Source organism: Kitasatospora sp. NBC_01560 (assembly GCF_045208415.1).
Taxonomy (GTDB): Bacteria; Actinomycetota; Actinomycetes; order Streptomycetales; family Streptomycetaceae; genus Kitasatospora.
The window spans coordinates 7,872,081-7,889,188 of record NZ_CP109364.1; the positions used below are offsets into that span (position 1 = coordinate 7,872,081).

The window sequence follows — 17,108 nt, forward strand, 5'->3', positions numbered from 1 at the left end:
TCGGGAAGGCCGCCCGCCGTGACCGTCCGCATCGCCACCTGGAACATCAACTCCGTCACCGCGCGGCTGCCCAAGCTCCTGGAGTGGCTGGAGAGCGCCAAGCCGGACGTGCTCTGCCTCCAGGAGCTCAAGTGCAGCGCCGACGCCTTCCCGTACGAGCCGGTGCGCGAGCTGGGCTACGAGACGGCCGCGCACGGCACCGGCCGCTGGAACGGCGTGGCCGTCGTCTCCCGGATCGGCCTGGACGACGTCGTGCGCGACCTCCCCGGCCAGCCCGGCTACCTCGCCGACGACGCCCTGCTGCCCGACGTCGAGCCGCGTGCCGTCGCCGCGACCTGCGGCCCCGTCCGGGTCTGGTCGGTGTACGTGCCCAACGGCCGCGAGGTCGACCACGCCCACTACCGCTACAAGCTGGAGTGGCTGGAGGCGCTGCGCCTGGCCTCGCTGGAGGACGCCGCCGGCCCGCGCCCGTTCGCCGTCCTCGGGGACTTCAACATCGCCCCGACCGACGAGGACGTCTTCGACGTCGCCGCCTTCGAGGGCCTCACCCACGTCACCCCGCCCGAGCGCGCGGCCCTCGCCGCGCTCGCCGGGGCGGGCCTCCAGGACGTCGTGCCGCGCCCGCTCAAGTACGACCGCCCGTACACCTACTGGGACTACCGCCAGCTGGCGTTCCCGAAGAACCGGGGCATGCGGATCGACCTCACGTACGCCAACAAGGCCTTCGCCGACGCGGTGACCGACAGCTACGTCGACCGCGAGGCCCGCAAGGGCAAGGGCACCTCCGACCACGCCCCCGTCGTGGTCGACCTGGACCTCTGAGCCGCGCCGCACCCGTCACGGCAGGTGACCGGCCCTCCCCCGAACGGTCCAGAGCGGTGGCCGCCCCGGGGGAGGCTGCCTACCGTCGGTGAATGACTGGGTGTGGTTGTTCGATCACGTGGACATCGGAGTCCCCGGCTGCGCCCGAGAATCCCGGAGGTTCCGGCATGCGCCCCACGCGTACGGCCGCCGCCGCTCTGATCGGCGCGGCGGTGCTGACCGGCCTGACGGCCCCCCTCGCGCTGGCCAAGGACGGCGCCGCCTCGGTCAGCCCGTCCCAGGCCGCACCGGGCCAGACCGTGACGGTCACGGTCTCCTGCGAAAAGTCCGACAAGCCCAACGCCAAGACCATCACCGCCAACTCCCAGGCCTTCGAGGGTGGTCCGGCCACCCTCACGCTCGGCTCGGACGGCAAGCACACCGGCTCCGCCCGGCTGGCGAGCAAGTCCGGCGGTGACAGCAAGGTCGACGGCACCTGCCCCGACGGCGGCGCCTTCTCGACCAGCGTCACCGTCACGACGGTGGCGGCCTCCTCGTCCGCGTCCTCGCCCGCGCAGGGCCTCGGGTCGTGGAGCCAGGCGGCGGGGGAGTGGGCCGGCTCGCTCGGCCAGTCGGGCGCGGGCAGCCAGCAGGTGGCCCCGCACGGCGCGGTGAAGACCGGCCTCGGCGGCTCGGTCGCGGGCGACCCGGCCGAGCTGGCCGGGGGCGCCGCGCTGGTCGCCGCCGGCATCGGCGGGTTCTGGCTGCTGCGGCGGCGGGGCGGCGCCGGCTCCGCCTGAAGGAGCGCCGCGCGCAAGGTGCCGCCGGGCCGGGCCCGGCGGCACCTTCGCGTCCGACGCGCCGCGCCGTGCCGTCCTGCGCGCGCCGCTCAGGCGGTGGCGGGCGCGGGGGCCCGCAGCGCGGCCCGGCCCGGTGCCGCCGCCGGCCCCGCGTCCGGTTCGGTGGCGCGGAGGAGGCCGGTGGCCAGCAGGTACTGGGCCAGGATGTACGTCGCCATGATCCAGAACTGATGGCCCGGAAGCTCCCGCCACTTGGCCAGCTTGGTGGCGATCAGGGTGTCGGAGAGCAGGAACAGCGCCCCGCCCAGGCCCGTCCGCAGGCCGAGCCCGGCCGAGGTGACCGCCGTCGAGGCGAGCAGCAGGCTGTACCCGGCCACCGGTACCCGGAGGCCGCCGAGGTCCGGCCAGAGCTGCGTCATCATCGCGGCCCAGGCCGTCGCGTACGCGGCCGCGACCACCAGGGCGCGCCGCCGGTCGGTCAGCGCGCCGCCCTGCACGAACATCGTCACGTAGCAGACGTGCGCCGCCGCGAACGAGCCCATGCCGGCCAGGAACGCCGTCTCGTTGCCGAGCTGGAGCAGCACGTCGCCGCCACCGCTGAGCAGCAGGGCGGGCGCCAGCAGCTTCGGGGCCTCCCGGCCGGCCGCGGTGGCGGCGGTGACGCTGTGCGCGGCCAGCAGCGGCATCAGGGCCGGCTTGGTGGCGTGCCGCAGGGCGCCGGTGTCGGTGAGCAGCGCCCCCAGGTGGGCCGCCGAGGTGGCGGCGAAACCGGTGAGCAGTCCGGTGGCGGAGCGCAGGCGCCCGCCGAGGGCGGCGCGGGTGGTCGTACGGATGCTCATGCGGGGGTGTCCTCCGGGTGGGTGGGGCGTCCGGACGGGGGTCCGGGTGCGTGCGGGGGCGGGCGGCCCGTTCGTCCGCACCCTAGGCGACCGGCCGGGCGCACGGAAGGGCTTGTTACCGGGGCGTAGCGGTGGCCGCGCCGCCGGGGTGACACGCCGACGGGCACCGGCACCGCGGCAGGGCGGCGACGGCACGCGCCGGACGGTGGCCGGACCGGCCGGACCGCGGCGCATCCGTCCGGCCAATTCTGCGCGAGGGCCGGTTGCGGCCACCGGGGGCCGCGCCCACCGTCTACTCTGGTCCACGACATGGAGCAGCAGGAGGACGCGGCCGGCACCACGCGGGTGGCCGGCGGCACGTCGGACGAGCGCACGGGCGGGGCGGGGCGAGGCACCACCGACGCCGCCGTCGCCGTACGCGAAGCCGGTCCTGACGCTCCGCAGGAGCCCGCCGTGACCGGCGCCGGCTCCCCGCTCCCGTCCGGTGTGGACGGTGGCGGCCCGGAACTCCCGTCCGGTGCGGACGGTGGCGGCCCGGAACTCCCGTCCAGCCCGGAACTCTCGCCCGACCCGGGGCTGCTCCGGCTCGCCCGCTGGTTCGGCGAGGCCGACCCCGGCACCGCAGACGACCTCTGCACCGCCTCCTTCGGCCTCTACCCGGCCCGCCACTTCGGTGTCCCCGCCGAGCCGGCCGGCGGCGTCGGCGGCCCGGCCGACTCCGAGGTCAGCTGGTGGCACGGCCCCACCGCGCACGCGCCCGTCGCGCAGCGCGCCCGCGAGGCCCGCCCGGCGCGCGGCCCCCGCCGGGCCCGGCGGGACGCGGCGGCGCTGCCCGCCGTCCGCTCGGGCGCCAAGCCGGGCCGCCCCGGCAAGCACCGCAAGCCCGAACCGGCCCGGTCCGCGGCCGGTGCCCCGGACCGTACGCCGGACCGCTCCGCCGCCGAACGCCGGATCGCCGCCCGGTTGCTGCTCGCCCACCCGCTGGTCACCGCGTCCGGGCCGCACGCCGACGGCTTCCCGCTGATCCACCGTCATCTCGCCTGGCTCGCCGAACGGTTCGACACCCTGCTCGGCTACCGCCTGGTGGTCGGCCCCCGGCATGCCCGGCTCGGCAAGGCCGGCCTCGGCGCCGGAGCCACCCGCGGGCTCCACCACCCCGCCACCGGGGCCCCGTTCACCCCGGGCGGCTACGCCCAACTGGCGCTCGCACTGGCCCTGCTGGTGGACGCCCCGGAGCAGCTCCCGCTCGGACGGCTGCTCGCCGCGATGCGTGCCGCGGCGCCCGGCCCGGACTGGACGGCGGCCCCGGCCGACCTCGCGATGGCATTCGCCGCCCTGGCCGACTGGCAGGTGCTCACCGGCATACCCGCGGACCTGGCGGCCGCAGCCGACCCGGCCGGCCTGCTCGACCTCGCCGACCCGGCCGACCCGGCCGACCCGGCCGAGGTGGCGCCGGGGGCCGCCGTTCTGACGGTCGACCGGGAGCTGGCCCGTGCCGTCCCCGCCGGCCCGCCCGCGCTCGCCGCCGACGCCGCCGACCTGATCCGCCGCGCCGCCGGGGCCGAACCCGGCACGGCCGTCCGCCGCCGCCTCGCCGAGACCCCGGCCGTCCTCGCCGCCGACCTGCCCGAGGAGCAGCGGGCCTGGCTGCGCGAGCACCGCGACAGCGGCCCCGCCGCCCTGGCCGACTTCCTCGGCCTGGAGGCCGAGCTGCGGGCCGAGGGCGTCGCCCTGCTCGACCCCGCCGACGAGCTCACCGACCTCGCCCTGCCCGGGGCGGACACCCCGGCCCAGGTCGCCCTGCTGCTGGTCGAACGGCTGGTCGAGGAGGTCCGGCCGCTGCCGGGCGAGACCGCGCAGGCCGAGACCGACGTCCCGGTGCCGGCCGTCCCGATCCCCGACGCGCTGATAGACGGCGTCCTCGGGGACCTCGCCGACGAGTACGGTCTGCCGGCCGGCTGGCGGCGCGACTACCTCGCCGACCGCACCGCGCTGCGCCGCGACACCCTGGACCTGCTCCACCGGATGGGTCTGATCACCCCCGCCCCGCGCGGTACCCGGCCCCCGGGCTGGCTGCTGCGGGCGCCCGCCGCCCGCTACGCGCCGGCCGCGGACCTCCTGCCGGCCCCCGGTACCGGCCGCCACTCGCGCCGGGAACCCGCGGTGACGATCCCCGCCCCGGCGGGGCCGCTGGCGGAGCAGCGGGTCTGACACCGCCCCGGCGGCCCGTTCTCATCCGTGCCGCGCCGGTGGCGTCACCGTTTCGCGGTGGCCGCCGTCACCGTGTCGTGCTGGACGGTCTCCACGGTGGCGCCCACACCGAGGGTGCCGAGGGCGAGGGAGGCGAGGACGGCGGCACAGGCGAGGAAGCGGCGGTGACGTTGGGGGAGCGGGAAGCGCCGTTCGTCGAGGGCCGCCGGAGGGATGGCGTTCATGTCACGGAGCGTTCCAGGGCGGTGTGAACGATCGCTACGCGTGGGTGAAGTCCGAATGGGGCGCGGGCGTCGGTTCGTGCCGACAGGGCCCCGGGAGGGCCGGTCCTCGTGCCCGGGCCGTCCTGTGCCCGTCCCGTCCCGGGCACAGGACCGGTCGGCCCGGGTCAGTCGGCCGGAGGTGGCGGCGGGCCGCGCCGGGCGTCGGCCATGGCGTCGCCCACGGCGACCCGGACGGCGTCCCGCAGACCGTGGGCGGGGTGGAACCGGGCGGGGCCGGCCGCCGGGTCCTCGCGGAGCTCCTTCACCAGGGAGACGCAGAGCAACAGCATCACCACGACGAACGGCAGCGCGACGAGGATGGTGGCGTTCTGCAGCGCGGTGAGCCCGCCGGCGAGCAGCAGGGCGGCGGCGACCCCGCCCATCAGCACGCCCCAGACCACCACCAGCCAGGTGCGGGGGTGCAGCGAGCCCCGGCTGGAGAGCGAGCCGAGCACGAGCGAGGCGGAGTCGGCGCTGGTGATGAAGAAGGTCATCACCAGCAGCACGGCGACCACGCTGGTCACCGAACCGCCGGGCAGTGAGCGCAGCATCTCGAACAGGGAGGCCTCCGGGCCCTGCGGGATGGTGGCGACGAGGTCGACGGCGCCGGTGCTGTCGAGCCGGATCGCCGTGCCGCCCATGACGCAGAACCAGATGACCGTCGCCCCGCTGGGTACCAGCAGCACGCCGACGAGGAACTGCCGGACGGTGCGGCCGCGCGAGATCCGGGCGATGAAGGTGCCGACGAACGGCGCCCAGGAGAGCCACCAGGCCCAGTAGAAGATCGTCCAGGTGCCGAGCCAGCTCTCGTCCGTGAAGGCGCCGGTCTGGGTGGACATCGCGACCAGGTCGGAGAGGTAGCCGCCGACCGTCGACGGGATGGCGTCCAGCACGAAGACCGTCGGGCCCAGGACGAAGACGAAGAGCATGATCAGCGAGGCCAGCACGACGTTCGAGGTGGAGAGCCACTTGACCCCCTTGTGCACGCCGGAGAAGGCGGAGAGCACGAAGGCGGCGGTCAGCGAGCCGATGATGATCAGCTGGACGTGCTCGGTGTTGCGCACGTCGGAGATGTAGCCGAGGCCGTCGGCCACCTGGAGGGCGCCGAGGCCGAGGCTGGTCGCCGAGCCGAAGACGGTGGCGAAGACGGCCAGCAGGTCGATCGCCCGGCCGGCCCAGCCGTCCGCGCCGCGCTGCCCGATCAGCGGCACGAAGGCGGCGGAGATCCGGTTGCCCCGGCCCTTGCGGAAGGTGGTGTAGGCCAGTGCCAGGCCGGCGACGGCGTAGATCGCCCAGGGGTGCAGCGTCCAGTGGAAGAGCGAGAACTCCAGGGCGCTCTGGGCGGCGGCCGCGCTCTGCGGTTCCAGCCCCGAGCCGGGCTGCGGCTCGGCGAACAGCTGGAGCGGCTCGCCGACGCCGTAGAACATCAGCCCGATGCCCATGCCCGCGCTGAACATCATGGCCACCCAGGCGAGGGTGGAGAACTCCGGCTGGTCGTCGTCGCGGCCGAGCCGGATCCGGCCGAAGCGGCTGCACGCGAGCAGGACGGTGAGGACGAGGAACACGTCGGCGGCGACCACGAAGAGCCAGCCGAAGTTGTGCAGCACCCAGCCGAGCGCGCTGCCGGACGTCCGGCCGAGCGAGTCCTCGGCGAAGATGCCCCAGGCGACCACCCCCAGGACCAGGACGGCGCTGGTCCCGAAGACCACCCGGTCGACGGGGAGGGTCGCGGCGGGTTCGTCGGGGCCCGGCGGCTGGCTGCTCATGGGGGTGCCTCTCACGGCGTACGGGACGGTCGGCGACATGATCGAAAACGGGATACATGTCGTACTATGTCCAGTTCGCCCGCGGGGGCGGGGGAGGGCACGCCGGTGGCGGGCAACCCGGTGGCGGGCACGGCGCGACGGCGGCACGTGGTGGTGGCAGCGCAGGGCAGGGGCGCGCGCCCGGGCCGGCTCTGCGGCGCGCGCCGCGCCGCAGCGCACCGTGCGGTCGGCGGTACCGGGCCGGTACCGGGCCGGGGGCCGCGCTGCCCGGGGGCTAGCGGGTCGGCCGGATTTCGTACGGGGCCGGCTCGGGCGTCTCGTACGGGGCGAGCACCAGCCGCACCACGTCCTCCAGCCGCCGCCGGGCGTCGCCGAGTGTCGTCCGGCCGGTCACCCAGGCCGTCAGTTCGCCCTGCCAGGCATGGCCGACGATGTGGCGCACCAGGTCGCTGGCGGCGGCCGGCACTTCGACCATCACCACCTGGAGCGCCGTGCTGTCGGCGCGGGCCATGCCCTGCAGCGCCTCGCTGGCGAAGGGGTCGGTGGAGGCGGCGACGGCCACCCGGAGCCGGGCCAGCCCGGGCTGGCGCTGGTAGGCGCGCATGCCGCCGCGGACGAAGCGCACCGCCCGGTCCGTCGCGCCGAGCCCGGCGCGCGGTCCGCGCAGCTCCGCCACCAGGTCGGCGAGCAGCAGCCGGTGCCACTCCGCGATGGCGGCCGCCAACAGGTGGTCCTTGGAGGAGAAGTAGCGGTACGCCGTCCCCAGGGCGACTCCGGACTGCTCGCAGACCTGTTTCATCTGCAGCCGCTCGACGCCGATCTCGTTCACCAGGGCGAGCGCGGCCGCGATCAGTGATTCGCGGCGTTCGAGCTGACGCGGAGACATCGCCTCAACCGGCCGTGGTGACAGGTCAACCTTGGTCACCCGCACCATGATACGGCTCAGGGCCGCTCAGGAGTATGACACCGACCGGCCGCCCCTCGTTCGCCCGTCGGCCACCGGGCCACCGGCCCCCGGCGCCGGGCGGCACCGGAGGGACGCGGACGGCGGGGCGGCGGCGGGGCGGGGCGGCGGCACGGCGCCGGGGTACAGGGACCCGGCGCCGGTCACCGGGGCCGGACGGGGCGCTCCCGGAGCAGGGCCTCCTGGACGGCGGAGGCCACCAGCCGCCCGCCGCGGTCGTAGAACTCGCCGAGCGACAGCCCCCGGCCGTCCGAGGAGGACGGGCTGCGCTGGGCGAACAGCAGCCACTCGTCGGCCCGGAACGGGCGGTGGAACCACATCGCGTGGTCCAGCGAGGCCGTGATCAGCTGCGACGGCCCGGTCCGCTGGAAGAAGTTCGGCTGGATGTGCAGCCCCGCCGTCGAGGCCAGCGTGAGGTCCGACAGGTAGGTGAGCGCGCAGACGTGCAGCAGCCGGTCGTCGTCGGGCAGCGGCGCGGTGGTGCGCAACCAGACGAACTGCTGCGGCATGCCCGGGACGGCCGCCGGCACGCCGGGCGCGTCCGCCGGCACGAACCGCAGGTCCAGCGAACCGAAGCCGCCGGTGCGGGCCAGCTCGGCGCGCGCCTCCTCGTCCCAGAGCGAGAGCGCGTCCGGCAGCTCCTCGGGGCCGGGCAGCGGCGGCATCTCCCGGTGCCGGTCGGCGGCCGGCTCGGGGCGCTTGAAGGAGGCGGAGAGCGTGAAGATCGCCTCTCCGCCCTGAACCGCCGTCACCCGGCGGGTGGCGTACGACATGCCCTGGCGGACCCGGTCGACCTCGTAGCGGATCGGGCGGGTCGGGTCGCCGGGGAGCAGGAAGTAGCTGTGCAGCGAGTGCACCTCGCGGTCCGGGCCGATGGTGTGCCCGGCGGCCGTCAGCGCCTGCGCGGCGACCTGGCCGCCGAAGGCGCGCATCGGGGCGCCGGCGTGGCACCGGCCCCGGAACGTGTTCTCGTCCAGCCGCTCGATCCGCAGCAGCTCGGCGAACGGGCCCGCACTGTCGGGGGCCCGTCTCTCCTGTTGGGTCACGTCGGTCACGAGCCCATAGTGGCAGAAGTCGACCGTGCACCGGTGTGACCTGGGTAACCCCTTCGGGTCCGAACGCGGCTAGAACCTGTTCCAGTACGGTGCCGGGGCCGACGGAGTGTCAGTGCCCGCGCCTAGCGTCCTCGGCATGTCGCAAGCCGCACACGCGTACGCCTATCTGCGCCCCTCCGCCGTCCACGACGACGCCGCCGGACCGCGCCTCGCCCTGGAGACCTCCGGCGGTGCCACCCCGCTGGGGGCGGTCGCCAACCCGCGCTTCTTCGCGGGTTTCCTGGCCGATCCGGCGCCGGCCGCCGCCGCCCTGCTCGCCGTCGCGGACGTCGCCGCCGCCCGCTACTACCAGCCGCAGCTGCGCGCCTCGCTCGACCCGGTGGTCACCGCCAACGGCGACCGGCTCCGGTTCGAGTCGTTCTCCGGCTGCTGCGGCGTCTATGCCCGCCTCGACGTGCTCCGGGCCGGGCTGGACGGCGACGACATCGGCCACGGCACCACCAACGTCGACGTCAACAACCCGCTGCGCGAGGCGCTCACCCGGATCGGCCCCGCCGAGCCGCTGCACCTCGCCGTCGGGCCGGACGCCCTGGAGGTCACCACCTTCGACGGGCCGGTCGTGGAGAAGAAGGTGCCGCTGCCCGAGCGCTGGCTGCGCGGCTTCGCCGAGACCCAGGTGACGGCGGCCGGCTTCGACCTGCGGGCCGAGCTGCCCGCCGCCGAGGCCGTCCGCTTCCTGCGCTCGCTGCCGCGCGGCGGCGGCCGCTCCGGCACCCGGACGACCCAGTGGGTCGTGCCCGCCGGGCGGACACTGCGCCCGACCACCCGCCCGGTGCCCGGCGCGGTCTGCCTGCCCGGCCCGGAGCGGCTGGCCGCCCTGCAGCGGGTGCTGCGGCACGCGCTGGCCCTGCGCATCTACGGCCCGGTGGCCGGCGACGGCCCGGCGGCCTCGGCCTGGGAGGTGGTGCTGCCCGGCATGCGGCTCACCCTCACCCTCTCCCCGGACGCCTCCCGCGGCTTCTCCGGCGAGGGCGGCGTGCTCGGTGCGCTGGCCACCGGCACCGCCGGGGAGGACGCCGAGCTGGTCGCCGTCCTGCTGGCCTGGGAGCCGCGGATCGAGATCGCCGAGCTGGCCGGGCAGGCCGGGCTCACCCCGGCGCGGGTCCGGGCGGCGCTCACCCGGCTCGGGACGGCCGGGCAGATCGGCTACGACACCGCCGAGGCCGCGTACTTCCACCGCCAGTTGCCCTACGACGCGGGCCGGGCCGAGGCCCACAACCCCCGGCTGCGGGCCGCCCGGGCGCTGGTCGCGGCCGGCGCCGTCCGGCTGGAGCCGGGCGGGCTCGCCACGGTGACCGTCGACGAGCACGTCCAGCGGGTCCGGGCGGACGCGGCGGGGGTGCTGAGCTGCACCTGCCTCTGGTGGGCCAAGTACCGGGGCGGGCGCGGGCCGTGCAAGCACGCGCTGGCGGTCGGCATGGTCCGCGAGGGCGCCGCGCACCGGGTGGAGGCGGCCCGATGAGCGCCGCCGTCGAGCCGTCGGGCGGCGTCGAGCGCCTGCTCACGGCCGTCCGGGAGGCCCGCACACCGCAGCTGCCGGCCCTGGTCGCCGCGCTCGGCCCGGCCGAGCGGCGGGCCTGCCTGCCCGTGCTCAAGGAGCTGCGCAAGGAGAGCCGAGGCGACTGGTCGACGGAGGCCAACCAGCGGCTGGGCGCGCTGCTCGTCGCCGGGGCCGGCTGCCACGCCGGCCCGGCCGGCGCCGCCACCTGGATCGCCGGGCGGGACTTCGCCGGGCGCAGCTGGGCCCGCCACCCCGCACTCGCCCAGGTCGTCCGGGCCCAGCCGGACGAGTGGCAGACCGAGGTGGCCGGCCGGCTCGCGGCCCGGCGCGGCTCGGGCTGGAGCTGGGACCTCTACCCGCTGATCGAGGAGATCGTCCGGCGGACGGGCTGCCCGGTGCCCGCGACGGACGTCTTCGCCGCCGAGTGGCTGGAGCGGCTCGCGGCGGGCGACGGCCGGCGCGGCCGGGGCCTGACCCTGCTGGAGCGGATGCGCGCGGACAGCTTCACGCCGGTCCTGGTGCCCCGGGTGTTCGAGCTCGCGGACATCGGCTGGCGGCTCGAATTCCGGTTCACCGACCGCCCCGGGGACCACTGGCCGGACGCCGTCGCCGCGCTGGCGGCCGGCGGTGAGCTGGACCGGGCCGACCTTCTCGACCGCTGCCTCGCCCGGCTGGTGCGCGGCGGCAAGCCCGCCGACCAGCGCGGTTTCCTCGCCGTCCTGGCCGCCCTCGCGCCCACGCCGGAGGAGTACGCCGCCCGGCTGCGCAGCCTCGTCGCCCTGCTGGACGGGCTCGCCGTGGTGGCCGCCCACGCCCAGCAGACCCTGGCCGCGCTGGACGCGGCCGGGCTCGTCGGGCCGGACGTACTGGCCGAGGCCTCGTCGGTGGTGCTGTTCCGGGCCGAGAAGAAGCTCGTCCGCGCCCAGCTCAGCTGGCTGGACAAGGCGGCCCGCCGCTCCCGGGAACACGCCGGCCCCGTGGTGCTGGCGGCGGCCGAGGCCTTCGGGCACCCCGACACCGCCCTCCAGGAACGGGCGCTCAACGTGGTGGCCCGTCACCTCGCGGCGGCCGGCGAGGCCGTGCTGCCCGGGCTTCGGCTCGCCGCCGAGGGGCTGAACCCGGCCCACCACGCGCGCGCCGGGCAACTGCTGGGCGCGCCGGTCGGCGGCGCGGGGCCCGCGGAGGAGTGGTGCGAGCTGCTCCCGCCGGCCCCGGTGCCGCAGCCGCTGGGCGAGCCGATCGCCTCGCCGGCCGAGGTGGCCGAGGAACTGTCCGCGCTGCTGGCGGCCGGGCAGCCCGGCGTGGCCGACTTCGAACGCACCCTGGACGGCCTCGTCCGCCACGCGTACCGCGACCGCGCCGCGCTCGCCGAGGCGCTCGCGCCGGTGCTGCGGGTCCACCAGTGGCACGGCGGCCACCGCTGGCAGGACTGCGGACCGGGCGACGTGCTGTACGTGGCGACGGCCGTCGCGGGCCAGGTCTCGACCCGCGGCCTCTGGGACCGCCTGCGCGGCAAGGGCCGGTCGCCCCTGCACCGGGAGGAGAACACGCCGTACGGGAACGTGCTCGCCGCCCGTCTGGAGGAGGCGGCCTGGCAGGTGCACGCGGCCCCGCCGCCGTTCCTGCTCGCCACGCCCACCGACGCCACCGGGGCTCTGGAGGCCGCCGTCCTGGTCGAGCGGCTGGCCGGGTACGAGGCGGCGGGTGTCGGCCCCGGTGCGGCGGACCTGCACGCGGCCCTGCTGAGGGTCACCCCCACCACCGACACCGCCGTGCTCGCCGCCGCCGCGTGCCTGGTCTCGCCGGAGGGGCGTTGGCTGGCGCACTGGCTGGCCGAGGGCGGGCTGCCGCACCAGCCGTCGGAGCGGGTGGTCTTCGCCCCCGGCCGGAGTCCGCGCGGCGGGCGCCTTCAGGGTCACGGCTCCTGGGAACGCTGGTGGGAGGAGCTGGACCGGGTGCTCGTGGCCCAGCCCGGCCTCGGCACCGGCCCGCACGGCCCGTCCCTCGGCCGGCTGGGCGAGGAGTTCCGCGCCCTGCTCGACCGGACCGAGCCCAGCGTCGCCCGGGCCCGGAAGCAGAACGAGTGGCTCTGGCAGCCCACCGCGCACTGGGCGGCGATGCTCCCGCACCACCGGGAGGAGCAGGCCGCCCGCTGGCTGGACTGGTTCGCCGACTCCGCCGACCGGGAGCGGCGCGGCGCGGCGGAGCTGCTGCCCGTGCTCGCCGAGACGGGCGGCCCGGCCGGCCCCGCCCTCCACCTCGCGCTCGCCTACGGCCTGGGCGCGCGGTACCCGGAGGACCGCACGGCCGCGGTGGACGCGCTGCTGGTCCTCGCCGCCCGCGGTGAGCTGGACGCCGCGCTGCTCGGGCGGGAGCTCGGCGATCTCGTCACCCGGGGCACGGTGAAGCCGAACCGGCTCGGCCAGGCCGTGGCCACCGCCGCCGGCACCGGCGCCTGCGCCACCGTCTGGTCGGTGCTGGCCCCCGCACTCCCGGCCCTCCTCGCGGGCGAGCCCGTCCGGGGCGCCGGTGACGTGCTCGCCGTCGCCGTCGATGCGGCCCGCCGCTGCGGGGCTCGCGGGCCGGTCCCCGAGGTGGACGCGGCGGCGGGGCGGCCGGGGGCGAGCCGGCTGGTCAAGGAGGCCCGCGCGCTGCGCGACCTGCTGGCCGGCTGACCGTCGTGGTCGCCTGATCGCCGTCGCTGCTGCCGCCGCACCCGCGCGTCCGGTGGACGCGCGGGTGCGCGGGTCGGCGTCGCTGCGGCGTCGGGGTGGGGGCCCAGCCCGGCGGTGCCGGGTTCTAGGGTGGGCGCACCGTCCCTCCGCCTGCCCGCCCGCCGGCCGGCCCGCCCGATCGCCCGGAGTTTCCGTGCTGCACCTGCGTCTCATCGTGCCGACCGACCTGCGCGACTCCGTGCTGACCTGCCTGGACGACTCCGTCGGGGTGACGCACATCGTGCTGCTGCCCGACGCGGCCGTCCGCCCCGCCGGGGACGTGGTGCTCTGCGACGTGGCGCGCGAGTCGGCGGACGAAGTCCTCGCGGCGCTGCGGGAGACCGGAGTCACGGAGCGCGGGGCGATCGACGTGGAGGCGATCGAGCTGACGATGTCGGCCGCCGCGGACGAGGCCGAGCGGCTCGCACCCGGGGAGGGCGCCGACGCGCTGGTCTGGGAGGCGGTCTCCGAGATCACCCACGAGGAGTCCACCCTCACCGGCGTCTACCTGGCCTTCCTCACCGTCGCCACGATGCTGGCCGCCTGCGGTGCGGTGCTCGACAGCGCCGTCCTGGTGGTCGGTGCGATGGCGGTCGGTCCGGAGTTCGGGCCGCTGGCCGGGCTCTGCGTCGCCGTGGTCCAGCGGCGGGCGAGGCCGGCACTGCGCTCGTTGAACGCGCTGGTGGCGGGGTTCGCCGTGGCAATCGCGCTGACCGTCGGCTTCTCGCTGCTGATGGACGCTCTGGGGCTCTTCGACCGGGGGCTGTTCGACGGGGCCCGGCCGAACACCTCGTTCATCTGGCAGCCGGACGCGACGTCGTTCGTGGTGGCCTTCCTGGCCGGGATCGCCGGGCTGCTCTCGCTCACCTCGTCCAAGGCCGGGATGCTGGTGGGCGTCGCGATCTCGGTGACCACCGTCCCGGCCGCCGCCAACGCCGCGGTCGCGCTCGGCTACGGGGACTTCCGGCAGTTCTGGGGTTCGAGCGCCCAGCTGCTGCTCAACATGCTGGGCATCGTGGTGGCCGGAGTGCTGACGCTGCTGGTGCAGCAGGGCGCCTGGCGGCTGATCCGCCGCCGGGCCCGGGAGCGGACGGCGGGGTGAGTGACGGGGCGGCGGACGGGGCCGGGCCCGGAAGTCGCGGGCTCGCGCCCCGGTGGCGCCGGCCGGCCGGGTGGTTCAGACGGTGACCCCGTCGTCCTCGGCCGCCGCCTTCCGTCGGGCCGTCGGGCCGCTGTTCGCCGTTGTGCCGCCGGCTGCTGCTGCGGCTGCGCCGGCGGTCGAGCCGCCCATCGTCGTGGCGGCGCCGACCGGGGCGCTGCCGGGCGTCGGGGCCGCTGCCGATGCCGATGCCGGGGCCGGGCTGCCGGTCGCGGGACCACCCGTGGCAGCGCTCCCGGCGACGGTCACCGGGCCGGTCCCCGGAGCGAGCCCGCCCGGGGTGAGCGCGCCCGTGACGATCAGCTCCTCGTCGGCCTGCGGCAGCGCGGCGACCGCCCGCCACCAGAGCCGCAGCGCGGGCGGGTCGACCGGTTCGAACGGCTTGCCCGGCCGGGGCACGGCGAGCCGCGCCCCGAGCGCCTGGGCCGCGGCGACGACCCGCTCGGCGGGCTCCTCCCACGGGTGCGGGGCCAGGTTGAACGTGCACCAGTGGATCGGCAGCAGCAGCTCGCCGCCCAGGTCGAGATGGGCCCGGACGCCCTCCTCGGGCGTCATGTGGACCTCGGGCCAGAAGTCGCTGTACGCGCCGACCTGCATCATCGTCGCGTCGAACGGGCCGAGCCGGCGGCCGATCTCGGCGAAACCGGGGAAGTAGCCGGTGTCCCCGCTGTGGAAGAGCCGGTGCGCGCTGCCCGACACCACCCAGGACGCCCAGAGGAAGAGCGCGCTGGTGCGCGGGCCGCGGCTGCAGTAGTGGCGGGCCGGCGTGGCGGTCAGGGTGAGCCCGGCGACCTCGGCCGACTCCCACCAGTCGAGCTCGACGATGCGGTCGACGGGGACACCCCAGTGCTCCAGGTGCGCGCCGACGCCCAGGGGCACGGCGAAGACCGCTCCGGTGCCGATGAGGGCGCGCACGGTGGCCATGTCGAGGTGGTCGTAGTGGTCGTGGGAGACCACCACCACGTCGACCGGCCCGAGTTCGGCGAGCGGGAGCGGGACGGGGTGCAGCCGCTTGGGGCCGGTCCAGCCGAACGGTGAGCAGCGCTCGCCCCAGACCGGGTCGAAGAGCACCCGGCGGCCGTCGAGCTCGGCGAGCACGGTGGCGTGGCCGAGCCAGGTCAGCCGCAGGCCGGAGGCGGGCGGGGCGGCCAGCTCGACGGGGAGCAGCCGGTGCAGCGGTACGGCGGCCGCGGGCACCCGGCGGGTCTTGTCGGCGGCCAGCTGTGCCCGGGTGACTTCGAGCGGGCTGCGCTCGTAGACGATCCGGCGGGTGGGCAGCGGGTTGCGGAAGGCGCCGTCGGCGAACTGCGGCGAGCGGTGGATCCGGGCCAGCCGTTCGCCCTTGGGGTCGGCGCCGAAGGCGTCCGTCCGGATCCGGTGCCAGGCTGCGCGGGGCAGCCCGGCGAGGTTCGGCAGCCCGCCGAGCGTCGGCGGGCCGGCCAACTGCGAGGTCAGGCCGGCGACGCGGGAGTACCAGGGGACGGGGCGTGGCACGGTACCTCCAAGGACGGCTACGGCTACCGGGCATGCCGGGGCGCGCACCCACGGCGGCAGGGCCGATTCGGTACGACAACCATCTTGTCGGAGGTTACTCGCAGTGGCCCGTCCGGACCCGGTGGGCGGCCTCGCGCGTGCCGTTCGGCGTACACGGGGCGGCCCGGCGGGCCCGGGCGTCCGCGAGCGGGCGTCAGGGGTGCGGGGCGTCAGGGGTGCGGGCGTCAGAGGTGCGGGGCGTCCGGGGCGGGCTACGCGTAGAAGCGGGTGATCGTCTCCGCGACGCAGTGCGGCTTGGTGCTCGCCGTGCTGGTGATGGTGAACCGGACGACGACCTGGACGCCGCCCTGCACCTCGGTGGCGGAGAGCAGTTCGGCGGTGGCCCGGATCGCCGTGCCGACCGGTACCGGCGCGGGGAAGCGGACCTTCTCCGAGCCGTAGTTGAGCGCCATCCGCACCCCCTCGACGCCGTAGCACTCCTTGGCCAGCACGGGGATCATCGACAGCGTGAGGTAGCCGTGCGCGATCGTCGAGCCGAACTGGCTCTCCTTCGCCCGCTCGGGGTCGACGTGGATCCACTGGTGGTCCCCGGTGGCCTCGGCGAACAGGTCGATCCGCTCCTGTCCGACGGTGTGCCACCGGCTGGTGCCCAGCTCGGTACCGACGGCCGCGGTGAGGTCGGCGAGGGAGGCGAAGGTCGTCATGGTGCGCTCCTGGTGACAGGTGGGGGTGCGGACTCCGGCAGAGTATGCCTACTCGCGAGTCACCTGTCAGGAGCCGGTCGTCGCCCGCCCGCCGGCCCCGCGCTCCCGCGCCGGGTCAGGACCGCTGCACGGCGTGGCCGGCGGGCCGGAGGTGCCGGCCGCTGACCAGCTCCGGCACCAGGGCGACGAACAGCGGGTCCGGATCGCCGGCCCACGCCCGCAGCCCGGCGTGCAGCGTCGGCCCGGCCGGCTCCGGTTCGCGCACCACGTCCGCCCGGCCGTGCACCAGCACGCTCCAGCCGGTCCGGGTGGCCGGGTCCAGCCGGTCGGCCTGGAAGGCGACGACGGTGCCGTCCAACCCGCGCGCGGCGGTGCTGTCCCGGCGCACGGCGAGCAGCAGGCGCCCGTCCGGAGCGACCTCGAAGGAGACCGGCAGGACGGCCGGCAGCGCGTGCTCGGTGTACACCACGCGCCCGACGGGCACGGTGCTGAGCAGCCGCAGGCACTCGGCCTCGCTCAGGGGCTCCACACGGTCGTCACGGTCCATGGCTCCGATCGTCCTCCTGCCCGCGCGGGCACCGATAGGGCCCATGGTCCTGGAGCGACCGGGCCGGGAGCCCCGCCCGTGGGGCCCCGGGGCGGTAGCTTGTCCGGCGGCGGTGCGGTACGTGCCGGTGGCACGGTCGGTGCGGGCGCACCCGGAGGTCCGGGGCGCGCGGCCGGCCGGAGCACGCGGTGGTGCGGTGGGCGGTCCCCGGGTACGGCGGGGCCGGCGAG

General features: G+C 76.6%; 14 protein-coding genes. 6 read left to right on the forward strand and 8 right to left on the reverse strand.

Features of this window, described 5'->3' with window-relative positions:
• The first annotated feature begins 18 nt into the window (after nucleotides 1–18).
• Nucleotides 19–822 carry an exodeoxyribonuclease III gene (locus OH807_RS34110; RefSeq protein WP_406207048.1) on the forward strand — a complete coding sequence of 268 codons (804 nt, stop codon included), beginning with the start codon at nucleotides 19–21 and terminating at the stop codon, nucleotides 820–822.
• Nucleotides 823–989: 167 nt separating this feature from the next.
• A complete protein-coding gene (locus OH807_RS34115) occupies nucleotides 990–1,601 on the forward strand; it encodes a hypothetical protein (protein WP_406207051.1) in 612 nt (203 codons plus the stop codon).
• Nucleotides 1,602–1,690: 89 nt separating this feature from the next.
• Here the strand turns inward: OH807_RS34115 and OH807_RS34120 are convergent, their stop codons facing one another.
• On the reverse strand, nucleotides 1,691–2,440 hold the full coding sequence (locus OH807_RS34120) for a lysoplasmalogenase (protein ID WP_406207054.1): 750 nt from the start codon (nucleotides 2,438–2,440) through the stop codon (nucleotides 1,691–1,693).
• A 309-nt stretch (nucleotides 2,441–2,749) separates the two neighbouring features.
• Here OH807_RS34120 and OH807_RS34125 point away from each other — a divergent pair, with 309 nt between their 5' ends.
• Complete coding sequence (locus OH807_RS34125) at nucleotides 2,750–4,651, forward strand: DUF2398 family protein (protein ID WP_406207057.1); 1,902 nt, start codon at nucleotides 2,750–2,752, stop codon at nucleotides 4,649–4,651.
• Nucleotides 4,652–4,695: 44 nt separating this feature from the next.
• Here OH807_RS34125 and OH807_RS34130 read toward each other — a convergent pair whose 3' ends face one another.
• The 4 genes from OH807_RS34130 to OH807_RS34145 form a co-directional block, all read right to left on the reverse strand.
• Nucleotides 4,696–4,875, reverse strand: coding sequence for a hypothetical protein (locus tag OH807_RS34130; protein WP_406207060.1), 180 nt, complete (start codon nucleotides 4,873–4,875; stop codon nucleotides 4,696–4,698).
• Nucleotides 4,876–5,039: 164 nt separating this feature from the next.
• Complete coding sequence (locus OH807_RS34135; protein ID WP_406207063.1) at nucleotides 5,040–6,680, reverse strand: BCCT family transporter; 1,641 nt, start codon at nucleotides 6,678–6,680, stop codon at nucleotides 5,040–5,042.
• 274 nt (nucleotides 6,681–6,954) lie between these two features.
• Nucleotides 6,955–7,605, reverse strand: coding sequence for a TetR/AcrR family transcriptional regulator (locus tag OH807_RS34140; RefSeq protein ID WP_406207065.1), 651 nt, complete (start codon nucleotides 7,603–7,605; stop codon nucleotides 6,955–6,957).
• A gap of 182 nt (nucleotides 7,606–7,787) precedes the next feature.
• Nucleotides 7,788–8,699: an acyl-CoA thioesterase gene (locus OH807_RS34145; protein WP_406207067.1), complete on the reverse strand. Its 912-nt coding sequence runs from the start codon at nucleotides 8,697–8,699 to the stop codon at nucleotides 7,788–7,790.
• A 136-nt stretch (nucleotides 8,700–8,835) separates the two neighbouring features.
• Between OH807_RS34145 and OH807_RS34150 the strand changes: the two genes are divergently transcribed.
• The 3 genes from OH807_RS34150 to OH807_RS34160 all read left to right on the forward strand — a co-directional run bounded on the left by OH807_RS34150 (nucleotide 8,836) and on the right by OH807_RS34160 (nucleotide 14,076).
• On the forward strand, nucleotides 8,836–10,221 hold the full coding sequence (locus OH807_RS34150) for an SWIM zinc finger family protein (protein ID WP_406207069.1): 1,386 nt from the start codon (nucleotides 8,836–8,838) through the stop codon (nucleotides 10,219–10,221).
• Nucleotides 10,218–12,935, forward strand: coding sequence for a DUF6493 family protein (locus OH807_RS34155; RefSeq protein WP_406207071.1), 2,718 nt, complete (start codon nucleotides 10,218–10,220; stop codon nucleotides 12,933–12,935). The genes OH807_RS34150 and OH807_RS34155 overlap by 4 nt, the downstream gene beginning before the upstream one ends.
• Nucleotides 12,936–13,128: 193 nt before the next feature.
• Nucleotides 13,129–14,076: a DUF389 domain-containing protein gene (locus OH807_RS34160; protein WP_406207073.1), complete on the forward strand. Its 948-nt coding sequence runs from the start codon at nucleotides 13,129–13,131 to the stop codon at nucleotides 14,074–14,076.
• A 75-nt stretch (nucleotides 14,077–14,151) separates the two neighbouring features.
• On the opposite strand, the gene OH807_RS34165 is transcribed toward OH807_RS34160, so the two are convergent.
• From OH807_RS34165 to OH807_RS34175, 3 genes are all read right to left on the reverse strand, one after another.
• Nucleotides 14,152–15,549 carry an MBL fold metallo-hydrolase gene (locus OH807_RS34165; RefSeq protein WP_406211339.1) on the reverse strand — a complete coding sequence of 466 codons (1,398 nt, stop codon included), beginning with the start codon at nucleotides 15,547–15,549 and terminating at the stop codon, nucleotides 14,152–14,154.
• Between the two features lie 329 nt (nucleotides 15,550–15,878).
• Nucleotides 15,879–16,331, reverse strand: a complete 453-nt coding sequence (locus OH807_RS34170) for a MaoC family dehydratase (protein ID WP_406207075.1) — start codon at nucleotides 16,329–16,331, stop codon at nucleotides 15,879–15,881.
• 115 nt (nucleotides 16,332–16,446) lie between these two features.
• The gene (locus OH807_RS34175; RefSeq protein ID WP_406207077.1) at nucleotides 16,447–16,878 is read right to left on the reverse strand and encodes a pyridoxamine 5'-phosphate oxidase family protein; all 432 of its coding nucleotides are present in this window, start codon (nucleotides 16,876–16,878) and stop codon (nucleotides 16,447–16,449) included.
• Between the last annotated feature and the right edge of the window lie 230 nt (nucleotides 16,879–17,108).

Bases quoted from the DNA above. Each gene is read 5' to 3' on its own strand.
- OH807_RS34115 (WP_406207051.1), top strand. From the start codon at position 990: ATGCGCCCCACGCGTACGGCCGCCGCCGCTCTGATCGGCGCGGCGGTG.
- OH807_RS34120 (WP_406207054.1), bottom strand. From the start codon at position 2,440: ATGAGCATCCGTACGACCACCCGCGCCGCCCTCGGCGGGCGCCTGCGC.
- OH807_RS34125 (WP_406207057.1), top strand. From the start codon at position 2,750: ATGGAGCAGCAGGAGGACGCGGCCGGCACCACGCGGGTGGCCGGCGGC.
- OH807_RS34130 (WP_406207060.1), bottom strand. From the start codon at position 4,875: ATGAACGCCATCCCTCCGGCGGCCCTCGACGAACGGCGCTTCCCGCTC.
- OH807_RS34135 (WP_406207063.1), bottom strand. From the start codon at position 6,680: ATGAGCAGCCAGCCGCCGGGCCCCGACGAACCCGCCGCGACCCTCCCC.
- OH807_RS34150 (WP_406207069.1), top strand. From the start codon at position 8,836: ATGTCGCAAGCCGCACACGCGTACGCCTATCTGCGCCCCTCCGCCGTC.
- OH807_RS34155 (WP_406207071.1), top strand. From the start codon at position 10,218: ATGAGCGCCGCCGTCGAGCCGTCGGGCGGCGTCGAGCGCCTGCTCACG.
- OH807_RS34170 (WP_406207075.1), bottom strand. From the start codon at position 16,331: ATGACGACCTTCGCCTCCCTCGCCGACCTCACCGCGGCCGTCGGTACC.
- OH807_RS34175 (WP_406207077.1), bottom strand. From the start codon at position 16,878: ATGGACCGTGACGACCGTGTGGAGCCCCTGAGCGAGGCCGAGTGCCTG.